This is a genomic window from Rhizobium sp. Root274, from assembly GCF_001429245.1.
Classification (GTDB): domain Bacteria; phylum Pseudomonadota; class Alphaproteobacteria; order Rhizobiales; family Rhizobiaceae; genus Allorhizobium.
Genome location: NZ_LMJE01000009.1, coordinates 154,784 through 175,724, shown reverse-complemented (window position 1 = coordinate 175,724; position 20,941 = coordinate 154,784). Strand labels below are relative to the sequence as shown.

Here is a 20,941-nt window from a genome sequence, read left to right as displayed (position 1 = left end):
TCCCAGCTCGTTCAGAAGCTCAGCCTCTCGCCGTCGGCGGGAATGACTATACGGTCGGCGCCCCTGGCGCCGGCTGTCGCTAGACGGTGGAAATCGGCGCGGCCCACCGTTGCGTGATCGACCGCATCTAGGTGTGTCACCAGCACCTGAGCGCCGCCAGCAAGGCCGGCCGTTCCGAGCACCATCTCGGCATCCATGACCAGCGGGCCCTTGCCATCCCAAAGGGCGCCGCAGCCATGCACCACGACCACATCCGGCCGCTCGGTCATAAGCACGTCCTCGACCGCCGAACAGAGAATCGTATCGCCGGCCCAGTAGAGCTTGGGCTCTCCCTCCGACGACAGCAGGAACCCGCAGACCTCGCCCATATCCTCCAGGACTTCCGGCGGCCCGTGCTGGCCCTCGGTGGTGCGGATGTGCAGCTTACCGAGAGCGACGCCCTCGCCGATCTCCCGCACCGCTTCAAAGCCGATCGTCCGAATGGCGTCGGCGTCGCGGTGATGGCAGAAGATCGGCATGTCTTTCGGCAGCGCCCGCTGTGCCACATCATCGAAGTGGTCGGAATGCAGATGCGAGATCAACACTGCATCCACGCCTTGCAGTATCTCCTCGACCGGTAAGGGCAGATCCACCAGTGGCGATTGCGCCCGGCCAGAATAGCTGCGGCCTTTGCTTTTCTCCGCCAGCCAAGGATCGATCAGCAGCCGTTTTCCCGCCATTTCCACGATGAGGGTCGCACTGCGAATAAGCTGGATCTGCATCGGGATATCCTCGTCCAAGGGCACGGGCGGCAAGCGGTGCCAGAATACGAAAAAGCCGCCCACGAAGGACGGCTTTCTCAAAATCAGATCAGTAAGGCACGAAGCTTACTCGGCGTCGCCTTCGGCGGCCTTCTTCTTCGGAGCTGCCTTCTTCTTCGGAGCGGCTTCTTCGCCTTCGGCAGCGTCGTCAGCCTTGGCAGCAGCCTTCTTCTTCGAAGCGGCCTTCTTCGGCTTGTCGCCTTCTTCGGCGTCTTCGGCCAGCAATTCTTCCTTGGTCACGGTCTTGTCGGTGACGGTGACGTCAGACAGCAGCTTGTCGATGACCTTTTCTTCGAAGATCGGAGCGCGCAGCGAAGCGGCGGCACCAGGCGTCTTGCGGAAGAATTCCAGGATTTCCTTTTCCTGGCCCGGGAACTGCTGCAGCTGGGCGAAGAGCGAACGCTGCATTTCTTCGTCGGTCACTTCGATGCCGGCCTTTTCGCCGATTTCGGAGAGAACGAGGCCGAGGCGAACGCGACGCTCGGCGAGCGTGCGGTATTCTTCGCGGGCGGCTTCTTCCGTCGTGTCTTCGTCAGCAAAAGTCTTGCCGGACTGGGCAAGATCGGTGTTGATCTGGCGCCAGATGTTGTCGAACTCGGCATCGATCAGCTTCGACGGCGCTTCGAACTTGTAGATCGCGTCGAGCTGGTCGAGGATCTGGCGCTTGATCTTCTGGCGGGTGACGTTGCCGTACTGGCTTTCGATCTGGCCGCGGACGATTTCCTTCAGCTTCTCGACCGATTCGACGCCGAGCTTGGTGGCGAGGTCATCGTTGATTTCGGTCGCAGCGGGAGCAGCCACTTCCTTGACGGTGATGTCGAAGGTGGCTTCCTTGCCAGCGAGGTTCGCAGCCGGGTATTCAGCCGGGAAGGTCACGGTGATGACCTTCTCGTCACCAGCCTTCAGGCCGACCAGCTGCTCTTCGAAGCCGGGGATGAAGCGGTTGGAGCCGATGACGAGTTCTGCGTCTTCGTCCTTGCCACCGTCGAAGGCAACGCCATCGACCTTGCCGAGGTAATCCATGGTGACGCGGTCGCCATCAGCAGCCTTGCCCTTCTTGGTCTCGAAGGTGCGGGCGCTTTCAGCGACCTTGAGGATCTGCTCGTTGATCTCGTCTTCCGAGATCTCGACCACTTCGCGGGTGACCTTGATGCCGTCAACCGGCTTCAATTCGATCGCGGGGATGATTTCGTAGGAGAGCGTGAATTCCAGATCAGCCTGGGCGCTCAGGATCTTTTCGGCTTCTGCCTCATCCTCGGTCATGGCGATTTCCGGCTGGGTCGCCGACTTTTCGCCGCGCTCCGACAGGATCGCGCTCGGACGGTCGCGGATGATCTCGTTGACGAGTTCAGCCATGATCGACTTGCCGTACATCTTCTTGACGTGGGAAACCGGCACCTTGCCCGGGCGGAAGCCGTTGATCCGGACCTTGTCCTTCACATCAGCCAGACGCTCGTTCATCTGCTGTTCCATGTCCTTGGCCGGGATCACGACCTTGATTTCGCGCTTCAGCCCTTCAGCGAGCGTTTCGATAACCTGCATGTTCTTACCTTCATGTCGTGGCGGCCGTGCTCTGGCAGCCGGTGGTTTCACTGAGCACGACGCCGGAATTCATTTATCCGGACGTGGCTGCGTCGCAATCAAACATTCTGCCAAGCAAAACGGCGCCGGATGGTCAGAGCCACAATCAATTGCGTCTCATATCCATCCCGCGCGGCCTAGCTGGTGCGGGTAGAGAGACTTGAACTCCCACGCCTTGCGGCACCAGAACCTAAATCTGGCGTGTCTACCAATTTCACCATACCCGCGTCCAAAAGCGCATGCTGCGTTCGCGCATGGCCCCTCCGGAGCGCGCGTCTCTATAACACCCGTTTTTGCCCACGCAAAGGAAAAATGACAGCGTCATGGGCCGGTCGAAGGCCGGTTCCACAGGCATTGCAGCGCGATCTTCAATGCAGTCAGTAGAGCGGTTCCTCGTAAAGCGGATCGCCATCGAGCATCAGGGCGCGAATCTGTGCGACGCCCTCGTCGGAAACACGCACCGCAACAGAGACGCGGCCTTCATTGCGCCCATCCTCGATCGGCCGCCCCTCTCCTTCCGGCACGTAATAGCGCTCGATGCCATAAGAGAGGAAAAGACTGCTTCCCTCAGCCCACTGCCAATCGGAAAACTGGATTGGCTGAGAGTGCAGGATCACCGAACCCTCCTCCGGCTGCAACGGCTCGGTCGAGGCTTCGGCGACGGTCCAGAATCCGTCGACGCCCGGCTTGATGCGAACCTCCACACTGCCTGAGCTTCCGTCCGTGGGTTTCGGCCCCTTGAAGAGGGAAACCGGGACCGTCGCGATGTCATAGGACAGGACGACATAATCGCCGCGCAGAAGATCACGCGGGTCGACAGGAGCCGTCTTCAGCAGCACTTCCGTGCCAGAACGCAGGATGGACGCCCTCCCCTCGATCATGAAGCCCAGAATGGCGGTCTGCGCGACCGCTACAAGGAGCGCGACAGCGGCAAATGGCTTGGCGGCGATCATGGGGTCACCTCTGCTGTGCGGTTGGAAAAGCGCTTTTCGAGGCGGACGACGACGAAGGCCAGCAGCGCCACGACGAGACCCGAAAGCAGGAAGAAGGCAGATGTGCCGAGAATGCTGTCGATTGTCTCATAGGACAGATAGAGCACCTCGGCGGCAAATGCCGCATAGCTTAAAAACCGCACTGCGCCGTTGTCACGACCTTCGAACGCGATGGCGGCAATCGCAAGCGCGAGGATGATGACGCCCAAAACGGCGATAGACATCGCATCAAGGAGTTGCGCCTGCACGAAGGAGAATGCGGTGAACGCCAGCAGCAGCGCGTAGAAGGTCGCGGAGGACCCGAGCTTTTTATGGATTGCTGTCAGCGGCGAGCGCGGGACGGCAAGCAGGAAGAAGATCAGACCTGCCGCAAGCGCGATGGAAAAGGACCAGGTGATGTCCCTGTCGATGATGGCGACCCACCACACCCAGGACAGCAACAGAAGATAACCGAAATGCTTGGCGCGATAGCCGCCCGTCCAGTGGGCAAGCCCGAAGATCGCCAATGCGCCAAAAGGCGGCCACCAGGCCCAGATCCCATGACCGCCGACCTCCCAGCCGAAACTGTCGAAGCCGCCACCGAATGCCACCAAAGAAAGTGCGCCCGCCACCACGGCCAAGGCTCCGGACCGGAAGAGCCCAGCCGAGACGGCGGTGACCACGAACCAAAGGAACATGGCAGCGAAGGTATCCCCCGAGAGGTGATAGAGTTGGCCGATCAGCGCGATCGCGCCGCCGAAGGCGGCCGCGCCGAGCACCAGGGAGGCTGCGGCGATCCTGTCGGCGCTTCGCATGCGCGCGACGATCGCTGCCACATGGAATATCCAGATCAGGCCGACAATGCCCGTCACCTTCACCAGACGAGGGATGGCCTCCCAGTTGGCCGCAACAAGCATGAGGATGGATGCTGCAATCAACAGGGCGGCGAACATGGAAAGGACGGTGCCGATACTGAAGCCGCCTCCTCTTTGATCGACATCATCGAGAAGCCTTTTTGCTGTCGCTGCGTCGAGCAGCCCACGCTTCGTCCAGTCCTCCAGGTCGTTTTTCAGTCTGCCGCGGTACATCGCCCGTCACCCCCATGCCGTTTGCTGCCAATCTGCTATTGCTCGCAGGCAAACACAAGCCTTTGGGCGTTCGGGACCGCCTCCGTCAGAGGCTCACTGTGCCCATGCGCAAACCGCATGCCTTCCATGCCAATATCGCACTGCACAAGACTGTAAGTGGCGCTTATATTCATCCTCAACAGAGCGGCGGCTTCCGGCGCTCAGAACTTCGACCCGCACCTCCTCCTCCCAATGCGGGATCGATTGATCGGCGACACTCCTCCTCCCAGTCGTCGATCTCAACAATAACGCTCACCGGACCTCCTCCCCCGGTGAGCGTTATTTTTTGCCGTGTCGCGCCGCTGCGCTTTCATCCCATTCACAGTGAACTGCCTCTGTCAGAGGCAAAGCCATCGTGCGGGCAAACGCTCAAAAAAGCATCAATTAACAAAGTGTTAAATCGATTGATATGCGCCAGACGCATGGGTGCTCTGTTGCATTATGTCTTCAATGATTTCGCAACGCAGCATATATTCAACTCAACAAATTCGAAGGGGCCCACGGATGGGTCCAACCACCAAAGAGGTAGATCCCATGAACATCGCTCGCTCGCTCACCAACTGGCGCAAATATCGTCAGACCATCACCGAACTCGGCCGCATGTCGGACCGCGAATTGCGTGACCTCGGCATCGGCCGCGAAGACATCCGTCGCGTTGCCCGTCACGCCGTCAACGGCTGATACCTACGGCGTGATACCCCGCCACAGACCACAAAACAAAACCCGGATCTGGCAGCAGATCCGGGTTTTTTGTATTCGGACGGCGCACTGTGCGGGTCAGTCTTCCTTGACCGCCGAGATGACGTCGTGGATCAGCTTCAGGACGGCATCGGCATCGATGTCGACGCAGATCTTCTGGCTAGGCAAATCGCCATCCCATTCGGAAGGGCCAAAACCGCGTCCGTCCGGTTTCTGGATGGTCTGGCCGTCGGCAATGCCGCCGCAGACGACGCGGATCGGGCCGGAGCGGGTCTTGAAAAGTTCCGGCGCGACGACATAGACGCAGGCGCAGCTGTCGTGAACGACCATGCCGTCATCGACGAGGCCCTCGTAAAAATCGATGTAGAACTGTGACAGGTCGAAAAGCAGGCGGGCGCGGCTTGAGCCCGCCGCATCTCTGATGTCCGCAAGCTGCGACCGGGTCATCACCGTTTTCATCGTCACATCGAGACCGACAACGACCACCGGCCACTTTGCCGTCATGACGATGTCGGCTGCTTCCGGGTCGCCATGAATATTGGCTTCCGCTGCCGGCGTCACATTGCCGTTGCAATCGAAGGCGCCGCCCATGATGACGATCTCCTTGACGAGGCCGACGATCTCGGGATCTTCCTTCAAGGCATTGGCGAGATTGGTCATGCGCCCGACAGCCACCACTGTCACTTCGCCCGGATTGGCTCGAATCATCTCGATGAGGAAGCGATGCGCCGGACGCGGATCGGCAGACATGTCCGGCACGTCCGGCACACCGATATTGCCGAGCCCGTCGTCGCCGTGGATCCAGGCAGGCGGCTCGTGGCTGACGCGATGCGGCAGGAAGGTTTCGCCGGCACCCTGTGCGACGGGCGCGTCGATCTTCCACTCCCGCTTCAGGAACAGCGCATTGCGCGTCGTGGTCTCGATCGTCGCATTGCCGAATACGGTGTTGATGCCCAGCAGGTCAATCTCCGGATGGTGGTGGAGAAAAAGGAGCGCCATGGCGTCGTCGACGCCCGGATCCGTATCGAAGATGACCTTATGCATGCGCGGCTTCCTTGGTTCTTGTCGATTTTTCTTGGCTGCAGCTTATCGCCGGTTCGTGACAGGGGAAATCAGCGGCTGGCCACCTTCTTCTTCTTCCCCACATTTCGCAGCACATGGGAAAAATCGGCATTGTAGAGGTCGCTGTCGCGGAATTCGACATGGCCGAAGACCTTGCCGACGAGGACGAGCGCCGTTCGGGTGATTTTTGCCTTGCGCACTTCTTCCGCCATGTCCTTCAGCGTGGTGCGTATGAAGAGCTCGTCCGGCCAGGTGGAACGATAGGCGATCACCACCGGGCAGTCCTCGCCGTAGTAGGGGGTGAGCGTATCCCTGATATGAGCGAGATTGCGGATCGACAGGTGGATGGCGAGTGTCGCGCGCGACCTGCCGAGAATATCCAGCGTCTCGAATTCCGGCATCGAGGACGCCTTCATTTCGGTGCGGGTGACGATCACCGTCTGGGCGATTTCGGGCAGCGTTAGCTCCGTCTTCAGCCGGGCCGCCGTTGCCGCAAAGGCCGGGACGCCGGGAACGACGTCATAAGGCACGCCCGCCGCATCGAGCCTGCGCATCTGCTCGGCGATGGCACCGTAGATGGACGGGTCGCCGGAATGCACACGGGCGACATCCTCGCCGCGTTCATGGGCGGCGATCATGTCGGCAACGATCTCATCGAGATGCATCGGCGCCGTATCCTTGACAATGGCGTCTTCGGGGGCAGCCTTGACGATCTCCTCTGGCACGAGGGAGCCGGCATAGAGGCAGACGGGGCAGCGCTCGATCAGGCGCAGACCGCGCACGGTGATGAGATCCGGGGCTCCGGGGCCGGCGCCGATGAAATAGACGGTCATGCTTCACTTCCTCTTCAACTTGATGGCAGTCGCTGCCCCTCATCCCCCTGCCGGGACCTTCTCCCCGTGAACGGGGAGAATGGGCACGACGCCGGCCGACCGGCCTTCTCTCCGCCTGCGGAGAGAAGGTGCCCGAAGGGCGGATGAGGGGCTCTGCGCCCTGAATTTTCAGTCGCCCTTCATCCCCGTGTCCGCCTTCCCCGAATAACCTCGCGGTGTATAGACCCAGGTCTTGCCGTCACCCGTTGTCACCGTTCGGCTCTCCGAAGATCCGACCACCACGACAGTCAGCATATCGACATCATCGACATTCAACGACCCGAGCGGCACCGTGCGCACCGTCTCGCCGTCACGGCCGAGGTTGGTGGCGAGGATAACGGGGGTCGAGCCCGGGCGGTATTTCAGCAGCTCATCTCGGGCATAAGCGAGCTGCGTGCGGCGCTTCATCGAGACGGGGTTGTAGAAGGCGATGACAAAATCGCCCTCGCCTGCTGCCTTCACCCGGCGCTGGATATGCTCCCAAGGCGTCAGAAGGTCCGAAAGCGAGATGGTGCAGAAGTCGTGGCCGAGCGGCGCGCCGATGCGAGCGGCGGCGGCCTGGAGTGCGGAAATGCCGGGCGAAACCTGCACTTCGATCCGGCTTGCAGCATCAGTGATGCCGCCCTTATCGAAGAGTTCAAACACGAGCGTCGCCATGGCGTAGATGCCGGCATCGCCCGAGCAGACCAGCGCCACCGTCTTCCCCTCGCCCGCCAGTTCCATGGCATGCACGACGCGGGCTTCTTCCTTTCCGAGGTCGAAATCATGGCGCGTCTTGCCGTCTGCCAGCGGGCCCAGCAGATCGAGATAGAGCGAATAACCGACGAGATCGGTGGAGGCTGCAACCATGCGGGACACTTCGGGCGAACGCCAGCCATCAGAGCCTGGACCAATGCCCACGACGAAAAGCGTGCCACGGGCACGGCCGATCGCCTTGGGATCGACGATGTCGCCGGCGCGTGCAATGGCCGCCGTCGCGCCCTTTGACTTGATCTTCTCAACGACAAGTTCGCCCGCCGCGCCGACAGCCGCAAGTGCTGCCCCTTCCGCCACGCCGTGGCAGCCGACTTCGGCAAAGACCACCTCAGACGGGTTCTTCAGGCGCGACGCTTCGGCTTCCAAGGTAGACGCAGTAAAGAAGCGTGCCGGCACGCCGAAATGTGCCGCCACCGCATGGATCGCCGTTTCGTCCGCCTTGAGATCGATCGAGCAGACAGCAGCGAGGCTTTCTCTTGCAAAGCCACCCTTGGCCAGCCCCTCCTCGGCAAGCGCAATCGCCTCGGCCGAGCTCGCATGCCGTTCACAGCCCATGCCGAGCACCAGCGTCTTAGGATGATAGACGAGTTCCAGCTCGCCTGCGGTCTTCTGTTTTTCGGTCACGGAGAGCGTCACGCGGGCCTCTTGTTCAAATGGAAGTCTTGAAAGGGTGAGCCAGGCGGCAATTCCCCCTTTCCCCGCTGGCGGGGAGAAGGTCGGGGTGAGGGGCAGGTCTTGCTGGTGTGCGATTGGCCCCTCATCCGCCCTTCGGGCACCTTCTCCTCGCAAGCGGGGAGAAGGGAGGTCGAGCCTCACGCCCTCACCCGCCACAAGTTCGGCCATCACCGCTTTGGCCCGTTCGGGATTGGCCAGCACGTAGCCTTCCGGCGGCTGGTCGAGCGCCACCCCGAATTTCAGGTCGCCTGCCGTCGTGATCGCGGCATGGGCGCCAAGGGCGGTTGCGATCCGGCGCGCGAGATCATTTGCGCCGTGGTGGCCGCCGAGCAGCGGCACGATCGAAGAGCCGTCTTCGGCCATGGCGAGAACCGGCGGCTCGGACTGCTTGTCTGCCAGAAGCGGGGCTAAAAGGCGGATCAGTGCACCGGATGCCATCACCGCGATGATCGGCCGACCGGCGGAAAACAGGGTCTGAGCATGCTCTTTCGTCGAGACGAAACGAACATCCGCGGCGCTCACCCGCGCGGCAGCGCCGTGAAGCTCGCCGGAGATCGCAGCAGCAACCCTACGACCAAGGGAAGCCGCAGTCTCGTTTAGAACGAGCACAGCAGGCTTCAAGGCCACGTGCGGAAGGTTCGACGCAGCCGCCATCAGACCCCGCTTCCGAGCGTCTTGGCGAGTGCCGGATGCCAGCGCTCCTCGCCCTTGTAGATCAGGATCATCGAGAAATAGGGCGCAGTGTCTTCCGGCACTTCGGCCAAAGGCACCAGCTTCTGTTCGGCGAGGCTCACCCGTTCGGCATAGCCCGCCTGTGCGGTGAGCCCGAGGGTATCGATCAGCGCCCGGATACGGACGAAATGCCGGCCGAGCTTGATGATGGCAACGGCACCGGAGGCCTCGATGCGGGCCGCGAGTTCTGCGTCTGACAACGGCCCCGGCAAGACGGTCAACACATCATTGCGGGCGGCAAGCGGGCGACCGAGACCGGCAGCGGCGGCCATCATCGAGGAAACGCCCGGCACGACCTCGGTCGGATACCGGTCGGCAAGCCGCTCGAAAAGATACATGAAGGAGCCATAGAAGAAGGGATCGCCCTCGCAGAGCACGGCCACATCGGAACCGGCGTCGAGATGGTGCGACAGCGTCTCGGCGGCCTGCGTATAGATATCCTGAGCCGGGAAGCGCTCGACGCGCATCGGCACGATGATCGGCACTTCGAGCTGGGCGGCGGTCAGATAGGGGGCCGCAATCTGCCGGGCGAAGCTCGGACCCGTATCGGGCGCCGGATAGGCGATGACGGGGCATTGCGTCAGAATGCGATGCGCTTTCAGGGTCAACAGTTCCGGATCGCCGGGGCCAAGGCCGAGGCCGTAGAGTTTACCGGTCATGTGTGGTGCTCCCTGCTTGGCACTTTGCCCCTCATCCCCCTACCGGGACCTTCTCCCCGTAAACGGGGAGAAGAGGGCAAGACGCCGACCACACCGGCCTTCTCCCCGCCTGCGGGGAGAAGGTGGCGGCAGCCGGACGAGGGGTAGCGGTTCAACCTCATGCGCCCTCTCCCTTTACCACCGTCCACATGGTCACCGTCATCAGCGACTTCCAGCCGCAGAAACGCCCGACCGGGGCCGCGCGCGATACCTGGATGCGCACGAGTTCGCCCCCATGCAGTCCGCGCAGTTGAGCCAGACGCGCCTCGCCCTCGATTGTTACGGCATTGGCAACCAGCAGGCCGCCGGTTCCAAGGGCATCCCAGCAGGCTTCAAAAAGCCCCTCGCCTGTGATTCCGCCGCCGATGAAGATCACATCGGGACGCTTGAGGCCGGCCAGAGCCGCCGGCGCGTCGCCCTCGACGATTTCAAGATCGGGTACACCCAGCGTTTCGGCATTCTCTCTGATCATTGCCACCCGCTCGGGCTTCGGCTCGATGGCAATCGCCCTCGTGCCCATGCCGGCGCGCATCCATTCGATCGCGATCGAGCCGCAGCCGGCACCAACATCCCAAAGCAGGGCGTTGGGGAACGGTGCCAATTGAGACAACGTTGCGGCCCGGATCTCGCGCTTGGTCAGTTGTCCATCGTGACGAAAGGCGTCGTCCGGCAGGCCGGGCACCGGCGCCAGCAGCGGTCCGTCGCGGGCACAGTCGATGGCGAGCGTGTTGAAGTCCGACATGGCGGGGCAGGTTTCCGCCATCTCCAGCGCCGTCAAACGCAGAATGCGTTCCTTGTGGCTCCCCATATGTTCGAGCACATGAAGAACCGAATCGCCATAGCCGCGCTCAGAGAGAATTACGGATGCGGCCTGGACTGTCTGCGCGTCCGACGTCAGCGCGAGAATGCGGGCGCGCGGCATGACGTGACGGTTGAGGAAGGCAAGCGGGCGACCATGCAGCGAGATCTGCGTCACTGATTGCAGCGGCCAGCCTAGACGGGCAGCGGCCAGAGAAAAGGCCGATGGGCTCGGCAGGACAAACATTTCGTTCGCCGCCACATAGCGCCTCAGGGTCGCCCCGATGCCGAAATGCATGGGGTCGCCAGTGGCAAGAACCGTCACCGGAGTGCCGCGAAGCTTCAGGATCTCGCTCAGCGTCTCGCGAAAGCCAGCACCCCAGGTGAGGATGCGCTTCAGGTCCGGCAGGCTTGAGCCATCGATGACGGCATCCAGCCGTTCACCAATGACAAGCGTTTCCGCCTGCCAGACGACCGCCTGCGCCTCGGGGGTGAGGCTTTCCAGCCCGTTGTCGCCAATGCCGATGATGGTGAGCCATGGGGTGAGCTGCGGATCAGACATTGGTGCCGAGCCCTCCTGCCAAGGCATTGACGGCAGCGGACGCCATGGCCGAGCCACCGCGGCGCCCGCGCACAGCGATATAAGGGATGCCGCGTGAATGCGCGATCAGTTCATCTTTGCTTTCGGCTGCGCCGACGAAGCCCACCGGAAAGCCGAGAATGATCGCCGGCTTCGGCGCGCCGGCATCGATGCGCTCCAGGAGGCGGAAGAGCGCTGTCGGCGCGTTGCCGACTGCGACAACGGCGCCGGCAAGATGTTCATCCCAGAGATCGACCTGGGCGGCGGAGCGTGTGTTGCCAATCTCTTCCGCCTTCGGGCGCACGCGTTCGTCGTTCAGCAGGCAGAGGACCTGGTTGTCGGTCGGCAGCAGGCGGCGGATGATGCCGTGGCGGACCATTTCGACGTCAACAAGAACGGGCGCGCCCTTTTCCAGTGCCGCGGCTCCTGCTTCGAAGGCGCCGTCGGACCAGCTAACATCATCGGCGAGATCGACCATGCCACAGGCATGGATGAGGCGGATTACGAGCGGCTGCAGAACGACCGGGAAGCGGTCCAGTGCAGCTTCCTCGCGGATGGTGGCGAAGGACTGGCGGTAGATTTCAGCGGGGTCGCGGATGTAGTCGAGGGGTGCGCTTATGACAGAGTCTGTCTCGACGCTAGCCGCAGTCCGCTCTCCCCCCTTGTGGGGGAGATGGCCGGCAGGCCAGAGGGGGGGGGCTTGGCCCGCGAACTCCAGCTCCCGATGCCCAATCCCGAGCACCCAGCCCTCTTCCGCAATCGAAACGGCAACCTCGTCATCCGTGAGCATCGCCGGACGATCCAGCAGTGTCACCAGCCGCCCATCCGCATCGAAGCGGGCGAAAGCCTCAACGACACTACGGACCTGCGCCTGGTCCTTCACCTCGTCTTGAGAAGTCACCGTGAAGAGCGAGGGGTAGATCTCGGCAAAGACGACTGGCTTTTCGAAGGTTGTCGAAAAGCCAGTCTCGTACGGCCAAAGGGCGATGTGCTCACCGTGGCCGCTTTCGTCGAGAAAACGCGAAAGCCTGCGAATGCCGAGCAAGGTCTGACTGCCGACGGAACCGTTGTAGGTCAGCTGCCAGACGGATTTCGCCCCCTTGGCGAAGTGCTCCGACCTGCGGAATGCAAGTGGTGCTTTGGTCGGCGCGGGGGGCTTCTTGTCGGAGAGATCGGCATACACATGCTGATGCGGCCGTCCCCAGAAGCGCGGTTCGCCGGCAAAATGCGTGGCATTCCAACGCGAGGCGAGGTCGAAGCGGTTGTTGCTGTTGTCGGCTCCATCCTCGATCTCCTCGGCGATCTTCCGCCAGAGTGCGCGCCAGTCTGCGCTGCCCGTCATTCGCTCGGCAGTCCCCGCCGGATAGCCGAAAGCGAAATCATATCCGCAAAGCAGGCGTTTGCCTTCCGCGATCGCAGCACCGACCACCGCGTCGAGCCGCTGCATGAAATCATGACGCGTCGGGAAATTCTCGATCCAGTCGATCTCACACCGATCGCCCTCACGCTGGGCGAGGCACGCCCAGAGCGAGTTCTTGCCCATTACCGGTTGCCCGGCCCCGGACCAGTCGACGATCAGATAGCGATCGAACAGCGGCATTATTTCTTCTTCTGCATCGACTTTGGCCCCAGCGGATGGTCGGCATGGGGATAAGGCGCGTGGTGATGGTGGTCGTGGCCATGCGAATGGCTGTGATCGTGGTCGTGGTTATGGCCGTGGTGACTGTGATCGTGATGGTGGCCATGATCATGGTGATGATTATGACCTACGTGATCGTGGTGGCCGCAGCCACAGTTCGATCCGTGCTCGTGATGGGCCGTCTTGCCGGAGGACGGCGCGTCCATGACGGCCTGTAGACCAGCATCCGGCGCCTTGTCCTTCAGACCTGCATATTTGCCGCCCAGCGTGAAGGACGGCGCATAGTCGAAGGCCGGATCGACGGGCACGGGCTTCAGCGGTGCCGGCTCGGCATGGCTGTGGACCGGTGTCCAGGGCAGACCATGCTCGCGACAGAAATCGGGATCGCGGCATGAGGCATCGCAATCGCCCTTGCACGGACAGTTCTCCAAACCGCCGCCAATGCCTTCGACATGGTGGTGGTGGCTCTCCTGACGCTGGCCGACATCCGCCTCGAAGCCCAGCACCTGTTCGCGGTATTTGCACATCTGGCAGTTCATCACCGCAGCACCCTCAAGGATTTCCTTCACCCGATCCTGGAAGGCTTCGAGCACCAGCGGATGATCATTGAGATAGCTTGCTTTGACGAACTGGATCTCCGGGAAACGCGCTGCAACTTCGTCGGTATAGCTGTAGATGCGCTTCACCAGAACGCCGGTGAAGAGGAAGTACGGAAAGACGACAATGCGCTTGTAGCCGAGCTTGGCGGCGTGGGTCAGGCCCGGCTCAACGAGTGGAAAGGTCACGCCCGAATAGCAGGTTTCGCCCCAGCCAAAGCCCATGCCCTCCCAGAGCATACGCATGACCTTGGTGGCGTTGGAATTGGCGTCGGGGTCGGAGGAGCCACGACCGACCACCATCAGCAGCGTGTCATGCTTCTCGACAAAACCCTGGGTTTTGTTTGCCTCGTCGACAGCTGCCTGGATGCGGTCGCCTGCGGCGCGGATCATCTTCAGGTCGATGCCAAGTTCACGACCGTAGTTGATCACCATGCGCGGATTCTGCGCCTGGTAGGTGTTCAGGACCGAGGGAATGTCGTTCTTGGCATGTCCTGCCGCAAACAGCATGCCCGGCACGGCCAGCACGCGGGTCACCCCCTGCTCGCGCAGGCTGTCGAGACCGGCGGAAATCACCGGGTTGCAGAATTCGAGATAGCCATATTCGACCGGCATGTCGGGGTTGCGAGCGCGCAGCGCCTCCGCGATAACGGCAAATTCCTTCGCCGCATTCTGATTGCGGCTGCCGTGGCCACAGACCATGATCCCGAGTTTTTCCGCCATAACAAAAGGCCTCCCTGCTTCGTTTTGTCTGCCTGTACGAAGCGCCGAACCGTTTCGCCTGCTCTGGCGTGGTTCATGGCCTTTGGGACAGCTCCGGAATTGGCCCCCTGTTTGGGTCGGCCGCACCGGACTATTTCCAGCCTGTCGAACAGGCGCCGTCGCACATTGCCATGAGCTTTATCGAAGCGTTACCCCACGGTCAAACCGGATTGCGGCGCTTTGTGTGACGGAAGCGGCAGTTCACAGAATGTCCCCTTTGCGACCTAGCGCCAAGCGCCGTGCTTGCGCGCCCGTGGTGATTGGTTCACAAGGTCGCACCCTTATCACCGTCACACGAGTCTCCCAGTGGTCGATCTCGCTTTCCAAGCCCTGCTGCTCCTGTTCGTCGCCGCCTTTGTCGCCGGCTTCATCGATTCGATTGCGGGCGGCGGCGGGCTGATCACCATCCCGGCCATGCTGATCGCCGGCATACCGCCCCTCGAAACGCTCGGCACCAATAAGCTGCAGTCGATGTTCGGGGCGGGATCGGCAACGCTTGCCTATGCGCGTCGCGGCCATGTCGATCTGAAGAAGCAGTTGCCCATGGCTGCGATGGCGGTGCTTGGCGGCGCGATCGGCGCACTTATCGCCACGGTGGTTCCAGGCGACGTGCTGCGAGTGCTCATGCCTTTCCTGCTGGTTGCGATCGCGCTCTATTTCGCGCTCAAACCCAATATCTCGGATGAAGACCGCCACCAGCGGATAACGCCCTTCATCTTCGGTATAACTCTCGTGCCGCTGATCGGGCTGTATGACGGTGTGTTTGGCCCCGGCACCGGCTCCTTCTATATGCTCGCCTTCGTCTCACTCGCCGGTTTCGGCATGCTGAAGGCGACCGCCCATACCAAGCTGCTCAATCTTGGCTCTAATGTCGGTGCTTTCCTGGTTTTCCTGGCAAGCGGCGTCGTCTTATGGAAGGTCGGTCTGCTGATGGGTGTCGGCCAATTCCTCGGCGCGCAGACCGGTTCCCGCTTTGCCATGCGACAGGGCGCCCGGATCATCAAGCCGCTGCTGGTGGTCACCTGCGTTGCCCTTGCCATCAAGCTTCTAGCTGACCCAACAAACCCGATCCGGGTGTGGATCGGGTTCTAAGGATCAATACTCCACGCCAATCTGGGCCTTGATGCCCGAGCGGAAGGGGTGCTTTACCAGCTCCATCTCTGTGACAAGATCGGCAAGTTCGATCAGTTCGTCCTTGGCGTTGCGGCCGGTCAGGACGACATGGGTCATCGGGGGCTTTTCGGTCGCCAGAAACTCCAGCACCTCGGCGAGATCGATATAGTCGTATCGGATGGCGATATTGACCTCATCGAGCAGCACCATGGAATTCGAGGGATCGCGGATAAGCTCCTTGGCCTTCTCCCAGGCGGCCTTGGCCATGGCGATATCGCGGGCCTTGTCCTGGGTCTCCCAGGTAAAACCTTCCCCCATGGTGTGGAACTCGCAGAGATCAGAGAAATGCTTGAGGATCAGGTCGCGCTCTCCTGTCGACATGGCGCCTTTGATGAACTGCACGACAGCGCATTTCTTGCCATGGGCGATATGGCGGAAGATCATGCCGAAGGCGGCCGAGGACTTGCCCTTGCCCTTGCCGGTATGGACGATGATCAGGCCTTTTTCACCGGTCTTGGTCGCCATGATCTTGTCGCGTGCGGCTTTTTTCTTCGCCATCTTTTCGGCATGCCTGGCAAGATCTGCCTCGGCGGTCTTCGTAGTTTCCTCGGTCATGTCGTACTCCCGGAATTATTGAATTCTTTTGCAAACCATATGCGCTGCTGCGCATTGCCGAGCTTCGGCAAGCGGCCAATCTCCCGGTAGCCTTGCCGCTGGTAAAAGCGTGGCGCCTGGAATTCGAAGGTGTCGAGATAAATCCCGACCAGCCCCTCCTCTCGCGCCATGTGTTCTGCTCGGGCGAGCAGGTTTGCGCCGATGCCTCCACCCCTCGCCTCGGGCGACACGGCGAGCAGCTTGACGAAGAACCAGCGCTGCAGATGGGCACCGATCAGTCCGCCGACGAGATTTCCTTCCGCATCGCGGGCGCTGAGCTGCACCTTCTTTCCCTCGAACGGATGGCCCAGCACGGCTGCCGCCTCATCGAGCATGGCATCGACTGCCTGAGCCACAGTCTCGTCGTCGCCATCAACGAGTAAGATCTCGATGGTGTCGCTCACGCCCCGCCCTCGCTTTTCGGCAGGTCGTCTTGGACATGAAGCCAGTCGACACGCTCATCCCAGTGCCAGTGCTCGCGGACGGGGACAGACAAGCCAGCATCGAGGCTTGCGACATAGAGATCGATTTCTTCCGGCCGCCGCTCGGTCTCGAAGGACATGGGCGAACCGCAGGTGCCGCAGAACCCACGCCGGACGTCGGGGGACGACGCAAAGAAGCGCAGGCTTTCGCCGCTCAATTCCGTGCCGTCCCGAGGCACGGTGAAGAAGGTGGTGATCGGCGACGAAGTCGCTCGGCGGCAGCTTTCGCAATGGCAATGGCCAGCGCTCCGCATCAGGCCTCGCGTGCTGAACCGCACCGCGCCGCACAGGCAGTGACCACTCAGCGCCATCGGTCTTCCATTTTGCGCATCAGACATGCTGCTCTCCTTCAGCCAGTTCAACGAGCGTGAACTTGGCGGAATTGCTCTTCGGCGTCCACAAGCCGCGCTCGATCGCTTCGATCAAACGTTCGGCAAGCTCCTTCTGTGCAGGGGCGTTTTTCTCCGCCATGAAATCGCGCACGCGTTCATCGAGGATAAAGGCCTGATACACCGCCTCGAAATGGTGATCGCGAACGGCTCCGGTGGTGGCGGCAAAGGCGAACATGTAGTCGACCGTCGCGGTGATCTCGAAAGCGCCCTTGTAGCCGTGGCGCATGACGCCTTCGATCCACTTGGGATTGACCACGCGGGCGCGCACAACACGGCCGATCTCTTCCTCCAGGCTGCGGATGACGGGCTTTTCCGGCCGCGAATGGTCGTTGTGATAGACCTTTGGCCTGATGCCCGCGACATGCTCGACCGCTGCCGTCATGCCGCCTTCGAACTGGTAGTAATCGTCACTGTCGAGCAGGTCGTGTTCGCGGTTGTCCTGGTTCTGCACCACCGCCTGAACCGAGCGCAGCCGCTCTTCGAACAGACCGCGCTCAGCCTTGCCCTCTTCGCCCGCACCATAGGCATAGCCGCCCCAGACGAGATAGCTTTCGGCCAGATCGGCCCGATCGCTCCAGCCCTTTTCGTCAATCAGTGCCTGCAGACCAGCCCCATAGGCACCAGGTTTCGAACCGAAAACGCGGTAACCGGCGCGGCGTGCGGCCTGCTTGTCGTCCAGCCCCTCGCCTTTCAGTTTTGCAGTCTCCATCCGCACGCGCGCCGCAATCGGGTTATCGCCTTCGTCTTCATCGAGCGCTGCAACAGTGCGAACGGCCTTGTCGAAGAGGCCAATCTGCTCGGGGAAGGCATCGCGAAAGAAGCCGGAGATGCGCAGTGTCACGTCGACACGCGGCCGGCCGAGGAGCGCCATCGGGATCACCTCGAAACCGGTGACGCGGCGCGAGGCCATGTCCCAGATCGGCTTGACGCCGATCAAGGCCAGCGCCTGAGCGATGTCATCGCCGCCAGTGCGCATGTTCGACGTTCCCCAAGCCGTCAGGCCAAAGGATGTCGGCCATTCGCCATGATCCTGAACATATCGCTGGATCAGCAACTCGGCCGATTTCTTGCCGAGCTCGTAGGCGGCTGGCGTGGGTACCGCGCGGCTGTCGACCGAGTAGAAGTTCCGCCCCGTCGGCAATACGTCGGGACGACCGCGTGTCGGTGCGCCGGAGGGGCCGGGGGGCACGAACTGGCCGGACAGGCCTTTCAGCAGGCCTTCGAGCTCGGCCGGGCCGGATGAGATGACAGCGGGCTTCAGCCGGGTGTCGATTTCGGCAAGCACGGCGCGGGTTTGCGGCCAGTCTTTGGGGCACGTGAGGTCACCTGCGACGAGTTTTGCTGCAAGGAGTTCGATGCGCTCAACCGTATCGCCCGCCGTGCGCCAAGGTGCGTCGGTGAGATCGGCGAGGATTTCGGGTTGCGGACCCGCCCAGGGGGCGGACATCACGCAGTCGAGGGGATCGAAGATCTGCCCCTCATTGGCCCTCCGGGCACCTTCTCCCCGCAAGCGGGGAGAAGCGGGCACGCCGCTGGCAGTGGGGTCGCTCTCCCCCGCAAGGGGAGAAAGCAAGTCGAGATCCCCAGCAATCGCCCGCTGCAGGCTCGCATCACCACCCTCGCCCTGACCACGAGGCACCCGCGCCAGCGCGACGACGAGATCGGTCAGCAATCTTCCCTCTGGTGCCTTCCCGAAGATATGCAGCCCATCGCGGATCTGCATTTCCTTCAAGTCGCAGAGATAAGCGTCGAGCTTCTCCAGCGCCTGATCTTCCGCCTCGCCCTTGGCGATGCCCGCATCCTGATCGAGGCCGATATCGGCGATCAGCTCGAGGATCTGCTTCTTGAGCAACACAAGCCGGCGTGGATCGCCGCCAGAGGCCTCGTAATATTCGTCGACCAGTGCCTCCAGGTCCTTGAGGGGGCCGTAGCTTTCGGCCCGTGTCAGGGGTGGCGTGAGGTGATCGATGATGACGGCGGAAGCCCGGCGCTTGGCCTGGGTGCCCTCGCCGGGATCGTTGATGATGAAGGGATAGAGATGCGGAAGCGGCCCAAAGACGGCTTCGGGGAAACAGGTTTCCGACAGCGCCAGTGCCTTGCCCGGCAGCCATTCGAGATTGCCATGCTTGCCCATGTGGATGATGGCCTGGGCGCCGAATTCCTGCCTCAGAAACGCGTAGAAGGCGAGATAGCCGTGCGGCGGCACGAGATCCGGTGAGTGGTAGGTTTCCTTGGGATCGATATTGTAGCCACGGGCCGGCTGGATGCCAATCATGAGCTTGCCGAAGCGCATCAGCGGCAGGGCAAAGGCACCATCGAGATGGAAGGGGTCGGCCTCCGGCGCGCCCCAGCGCGCAGTGACGCGCTGTTGAACGTCTTTGGGAAGACTTTGAAAGAAGCTTCTGTAACCGATCAGAGAAAATCGTTCCCGAATTACGCGTCCGTCACGGGCTGCATTCGTCGGACCCGCCATCAATGCCTGCATGAGCGCATCGCCATCCGCAGGCAGATCGCTCACGTCATATCCTGCGCCACACATCGCCCGCATCACTTCAATGGTGCCGGCCGGCGTATCCAAGCCAACGCCGTTGCCCAGACGTCCGTCCCGATTGGGATAGTTGGCCATGACCAGTGCGACAAGGCGATCAGCGGGCTCGGTCGCGCGGAGCTTTGCCCAGTTCGCCGCGAGTTCAGCCACAAAGCGCATGCGGCCGGGATCGGGCTCGTGGCTGACGAGGTTGGCTTCTACCCGTTCATCGAAGCGCGGTATTGATTTGAACGACACGGCGCGGCTCAGCACCCGGCCATCCACCTCCGGCAATGCGACGCTCATTGCGAGATCGCGGGCGCTGAGGCCCTGGCTGGAGGTTTCCCATGTGTCGCGCGGCGAAGATGAAAAGATCGCCTGCAGCACGACGGCACCCGTTTCATCGAGCACCGTCGAGGGTTTCTCGGCCCCCGGCGTCGAGACGGCAAAACCGGTCGTGTTGATGACCACTGCTGGCGGTGCAACCGCGAAGATGGCGCGCAGTGTATCGACCGAAACTTGGTCCTTGAGGCTCGAAACAAAGACCGGCAGAGGGATCAGACCCTGAGCTTTGAGGGCTTCGACCATCGCCTCGACGGGCGCCGTTTCGCCGCTTTGGACAAGGGCGCGGTAGAAGCAGATGGGGGTAACATTCCCTCTCCCCGCAGCCAAGGAGAGGGTCAGGCTGAGCGGCTGGTCTTGCTCGGAGCCTTGCCCCTCATCCGCCCTTCGGGCACCTTCTCTCCCTGAACGGGGAGAAGGAGGCACGCCGCCAGCCGCGATGCCGCTCTCCCCCCTCGTGGGGGAGATGGCCGGCAGGCCAGAGGGGGGTGCCAGGAACGCTAGCCTCTCCCACTCCTCGACCCCGACAACGCCCCTGCCCGGCCACCAGATGCCGGCCTTCAGCAGCGGGCGCGCCGGTTCCGGCTTCTCGTATCCTGCCAGAATGGCCTCGGCATAAGAGACGAAGGCCTCGGCATTGTCAGCTCCGCCTTCGGTCAGATAGGACCACAGCGCTTGGCGGTCACCGTCCGAACAGTCCTGGAAAGGAAGCAGTCCCTCGTCCGGCTTGTCGTCACCGGGCAGCACGACGATGGCCGCGCCGTTGCGGCGGGCTGAGGCATGCAGGGCCTCCAGCGCATAGTGAAAGTAGCTCGCCCCACCCAACGCCCTGACCACGATCAGCCGCGCGTGGCGTGCCGTGCGCTCGATATAGGTATCGACCGACATCGGATGTTTCAGCGTCATCAGGCTGGCGAGCCGCCAGTTTAGCCTATGCTCGCGCCTCGCCTCTACGGCTGCGGCAATTGCCGCAAGCTCCGTGTCGGCCGCCGAGAGGAACAGCACGTCCCCCGGCGTCTGGCCGAGATCAATCGCCTCGTCGCCGTCACTGATCGATCCCTTCTGGGCAAGAAGCAGATGCAT

The 20,941-nt window shown here is 62.1% G+C and carries 17 protein-coding genes and 1 tRNA gene; 2 read left to right on the top strand and 16 right to left on the bottom strand.

Translation table 11 applies throughout. From position 1 onward, the window contains the following. Positions 1-11: 11 nt before the first annotated feature. From ASE36_RS18510 to ASE36_RS18490, 5 genes are all read right to left on the bottom strand, one after another. On the bottom strand, positions 12-761 hold the full coding sequence (locus ASE36_RS18510) for an MBL fold metallo-hydrolase (protein WP_062283873.1): 750 nt from the start codon (positions 759-761) through the stop codon (positions 12-14). A gap of 105 nt (positions 762-866) precedes the next feature. Further along, positions 867-2,342 carry a trigger factor gene (gene tig / locus ASE36_RS18505; RefSeq protein WP_062283383.1) on the bottom strand — a complete coding sequence of 492 codons (1,476 nt, stop codon included), beginning with the start codon at positions 2,340-2,342 and terminating at the stop codon, positions 867-869. 181 nt (positions 2,343-2,523) lie between these two features. Further along, a tRNA-Leu gene (locus ASE36_RS18500) sits at positions 2,524-2,608 on the bottom strand. A gap of 150 nt (positions 2,609-2,758) precedes the next feature. Next, complete coding sequence (locus ASE36_RS18495; protein ID WP_062283380.1) at positions 2,759-3,334, bottom strand: GDYXXLXY domain-containing protein; 576 nt, start codon at positions 3,332-3,334, stop codon at positions 2,759-2,761. Beyond that, positions 3,331-4,440: a DUF2157 domain-containing protein gene (locus tag ASE36_RS18490; RefSeq protein WP_062283376.1), complete on the bottom strand. Its 1,110-nt coding sequence runs from the start codon at positions 4,438-4,440 to the stop codon at positions 3,331-3,333. The genes ASE36_RS18495 and ASE36_RS18490 overlap by 4 nt, the downstream gene beginning before the upstream one ends. Positions 4,441-5,013: 573 nt before the next feature. Here ASE36_RS18490 and ASE36_RS22305 point away from each other — a divergent pair. Further along, positions 5,014-5,160: a DUF1127 domain-containing protein gene (locus tag ASE36_RS22305; RefSeq protein ID WP_082511230.1), complete on the top strand. Its 147-nt coding sequence runs from the start codon at positions 5,014-5,016 to the stop codon at positions 5,158-5,160. Between the two features lie 96 nt (positions 5,161-5,256). Here ASE36_RS22305 and ASE36_RS18485 read toward each other — a convergent pair whose 3' ends face one another. From ASE36_RS18485 to ASE36_RS18455, 7 genes are all read right to left on the bottom strand, one after another. Further along, positions 5,257-6,222, bottom strand: a complete 966-nt coding sequence (locus ASE36_RS18485; protein WP_062283373.1) for a nucleoside hydrolase — start codon at positions 6,220-6,222, stop codon at positions 5,257-5,259. Between the two features lie 68 nt (positions 6,223-6,290). Beyond that, the gene (gene cobM, locus ASE36_RS18480) at positions 6,291-7,073 is read right to left on the bottom strand and encodes a precorrin-4 C(11)-methyltransferase (protein ID WP_062283370.1); all 783 of its coding nucleotides are present in this window, start codon (positions 7,071-7,073) and stop codon (positions 6,291-6,293) included. A gap of 168 nt (positions 7,074-7,241) precedes the next feature. Further along, positions 7,242-9,197: a precorrin-3B C(17)-methyltransferase gene (gene cobJ / locus ASE36_RS18475; protein ID WP_062283369.1), complete on the bottom strand. Its 1,956-nt coding sequence runs from the start codon at positions 9,195-9,197 to the stop codon at positions 7,242-7,244. After that, positions 9,197-9,934 (bottom strand): precorrin-2 C(20)-methyltransferase, encoded by a 738-nt coding sequence (cobI, locus tag ASE36_RS18470; protein ID WP_062283365.1) that lies wholly within the window; start codon positions 9,932-9,934, stop codon positions 9,197-9,199. Before cobI ends, cobJ begins: the two co-directional genes overlap by 1 nt. A gap of 157 nt (positions 9,935-10,091) precedes the next feature. Beyond that, on the bottom strand, positions 10,092-11,333 hold the full coding sequence (locus ASE36_RS18465; protein WP_062283361.1) for a bifunctional cobalt-precorrin-7 (C(5))-methyltransferase/cobalt-precorrin-6B (C(15))-methyltransferase: 1,242 nt from the start codon (positions 11,331-11,333) through the stop codon (positions 10,092-10,094). Beyond that, positions 11,326-11,970 carry a precorrin-8X methylmutase gene (locus ASE36_RS22885; RefSeq protein WP_062283870.1) on the bottom strand — a complete coding sequence of 215 codons (645 nt, stop codon included), beginning with the start codon at positions 11,968-11,970 and terminating at the stop codon, positions 11,326-11,328. The genes ASE36_RS18465 and ASE36_RS22885 overlap by 8 nt, the downstream gene beginning before the upstream one ends. A gap of 980 nt (positions 11,971-12,950) precedes the next feature. Beyond that, the gene (locus ASE36_RS18455; RefSeq protein WP_062283358.1) at positions 12,951-14,309 is read right to left on the bottom strand and encodes a sirohydrochlorin chelatase; all 1,359 of its coding nucleotides are present in this window, start codon (positions 14,307-14,309) and stop codon (positions 12,951-12,953) included. A gap of 345 nt (positions 14,310-14,654) precedes the next feature. Here ASE36_RS18455 and ASE36_RS18450 point away from each other — a divergent pair, with 345 nt between their 5' ends. After that, complete coding sequence (locus ASE36_RS18450; protein ID WP_062283355.1) at positions 14,655-15,440, top strand: TSUP family transporter; 786 nt, start codon at positions 14,655-14,657, stop codon at positions 15,438-15,440. A 3-nt stretch (positions 15,441-15,443) separates the two neighbouring features. Here the strand turns inward: ASE36_RS18450 and cobO are convergent, their stop codons facing one another. From cobO to cobN, 4 genes are read right to left on the bottom strand one after another with little or no spacing between them, the layout of a single operon-like run. After that, entirely contained in the window at positions 15,444-16,076 is a 633-nt protein-coding gene (cobO, locus tag ASE36_RS18445) for a cob(I)yrinic acid a,c-diamide adenosyltransferase (protein WP_062283351.1), read from the bottom strand. Further along, positions 16,073-16,519: a GNAT family N-acetyltransferase gene (locus ASE36_RS18440; protein ID WP_062283348.1), complete on the bottom strand. Its 447-nt coding sequence runs from the start codon at positions 16,517-16,519 to the stop codon at positions 16,073-16,075. The genes cobO and ASE36_RS18440 overlap by 4 nt, the downstream gene beginning before the upstream one ends. After that, the gene (locus tag ASE36_RS18435) at positions 16,516-16,935 is read right to left on the bottom strand and encodes a GFA family protein (RefSeq protein ID WP_082511211.1); all 420 of its coding nucleotides are present in this window, start codon (positions 16,933-16,935) and stop codon (positions 16,516-16,518) included. The genes ASE36_RS18440 and ASE36_RS18435 overlap by 4 nt, the downstream gene beginning before the upstream one ends. Continuing rightward, entirely contained in the window at positions 16,928-20,941 is a 4,014-nt protein-coding gene (cobN, locus tag ASE36_RS18430) for a cobaltochelatase subunit CobN (RefSeq protein WP_062283341.1), read from the bottom strand. Before cobN ends, ASE36_RS18435 begins: the two co-directional genes overlap by 8 nt.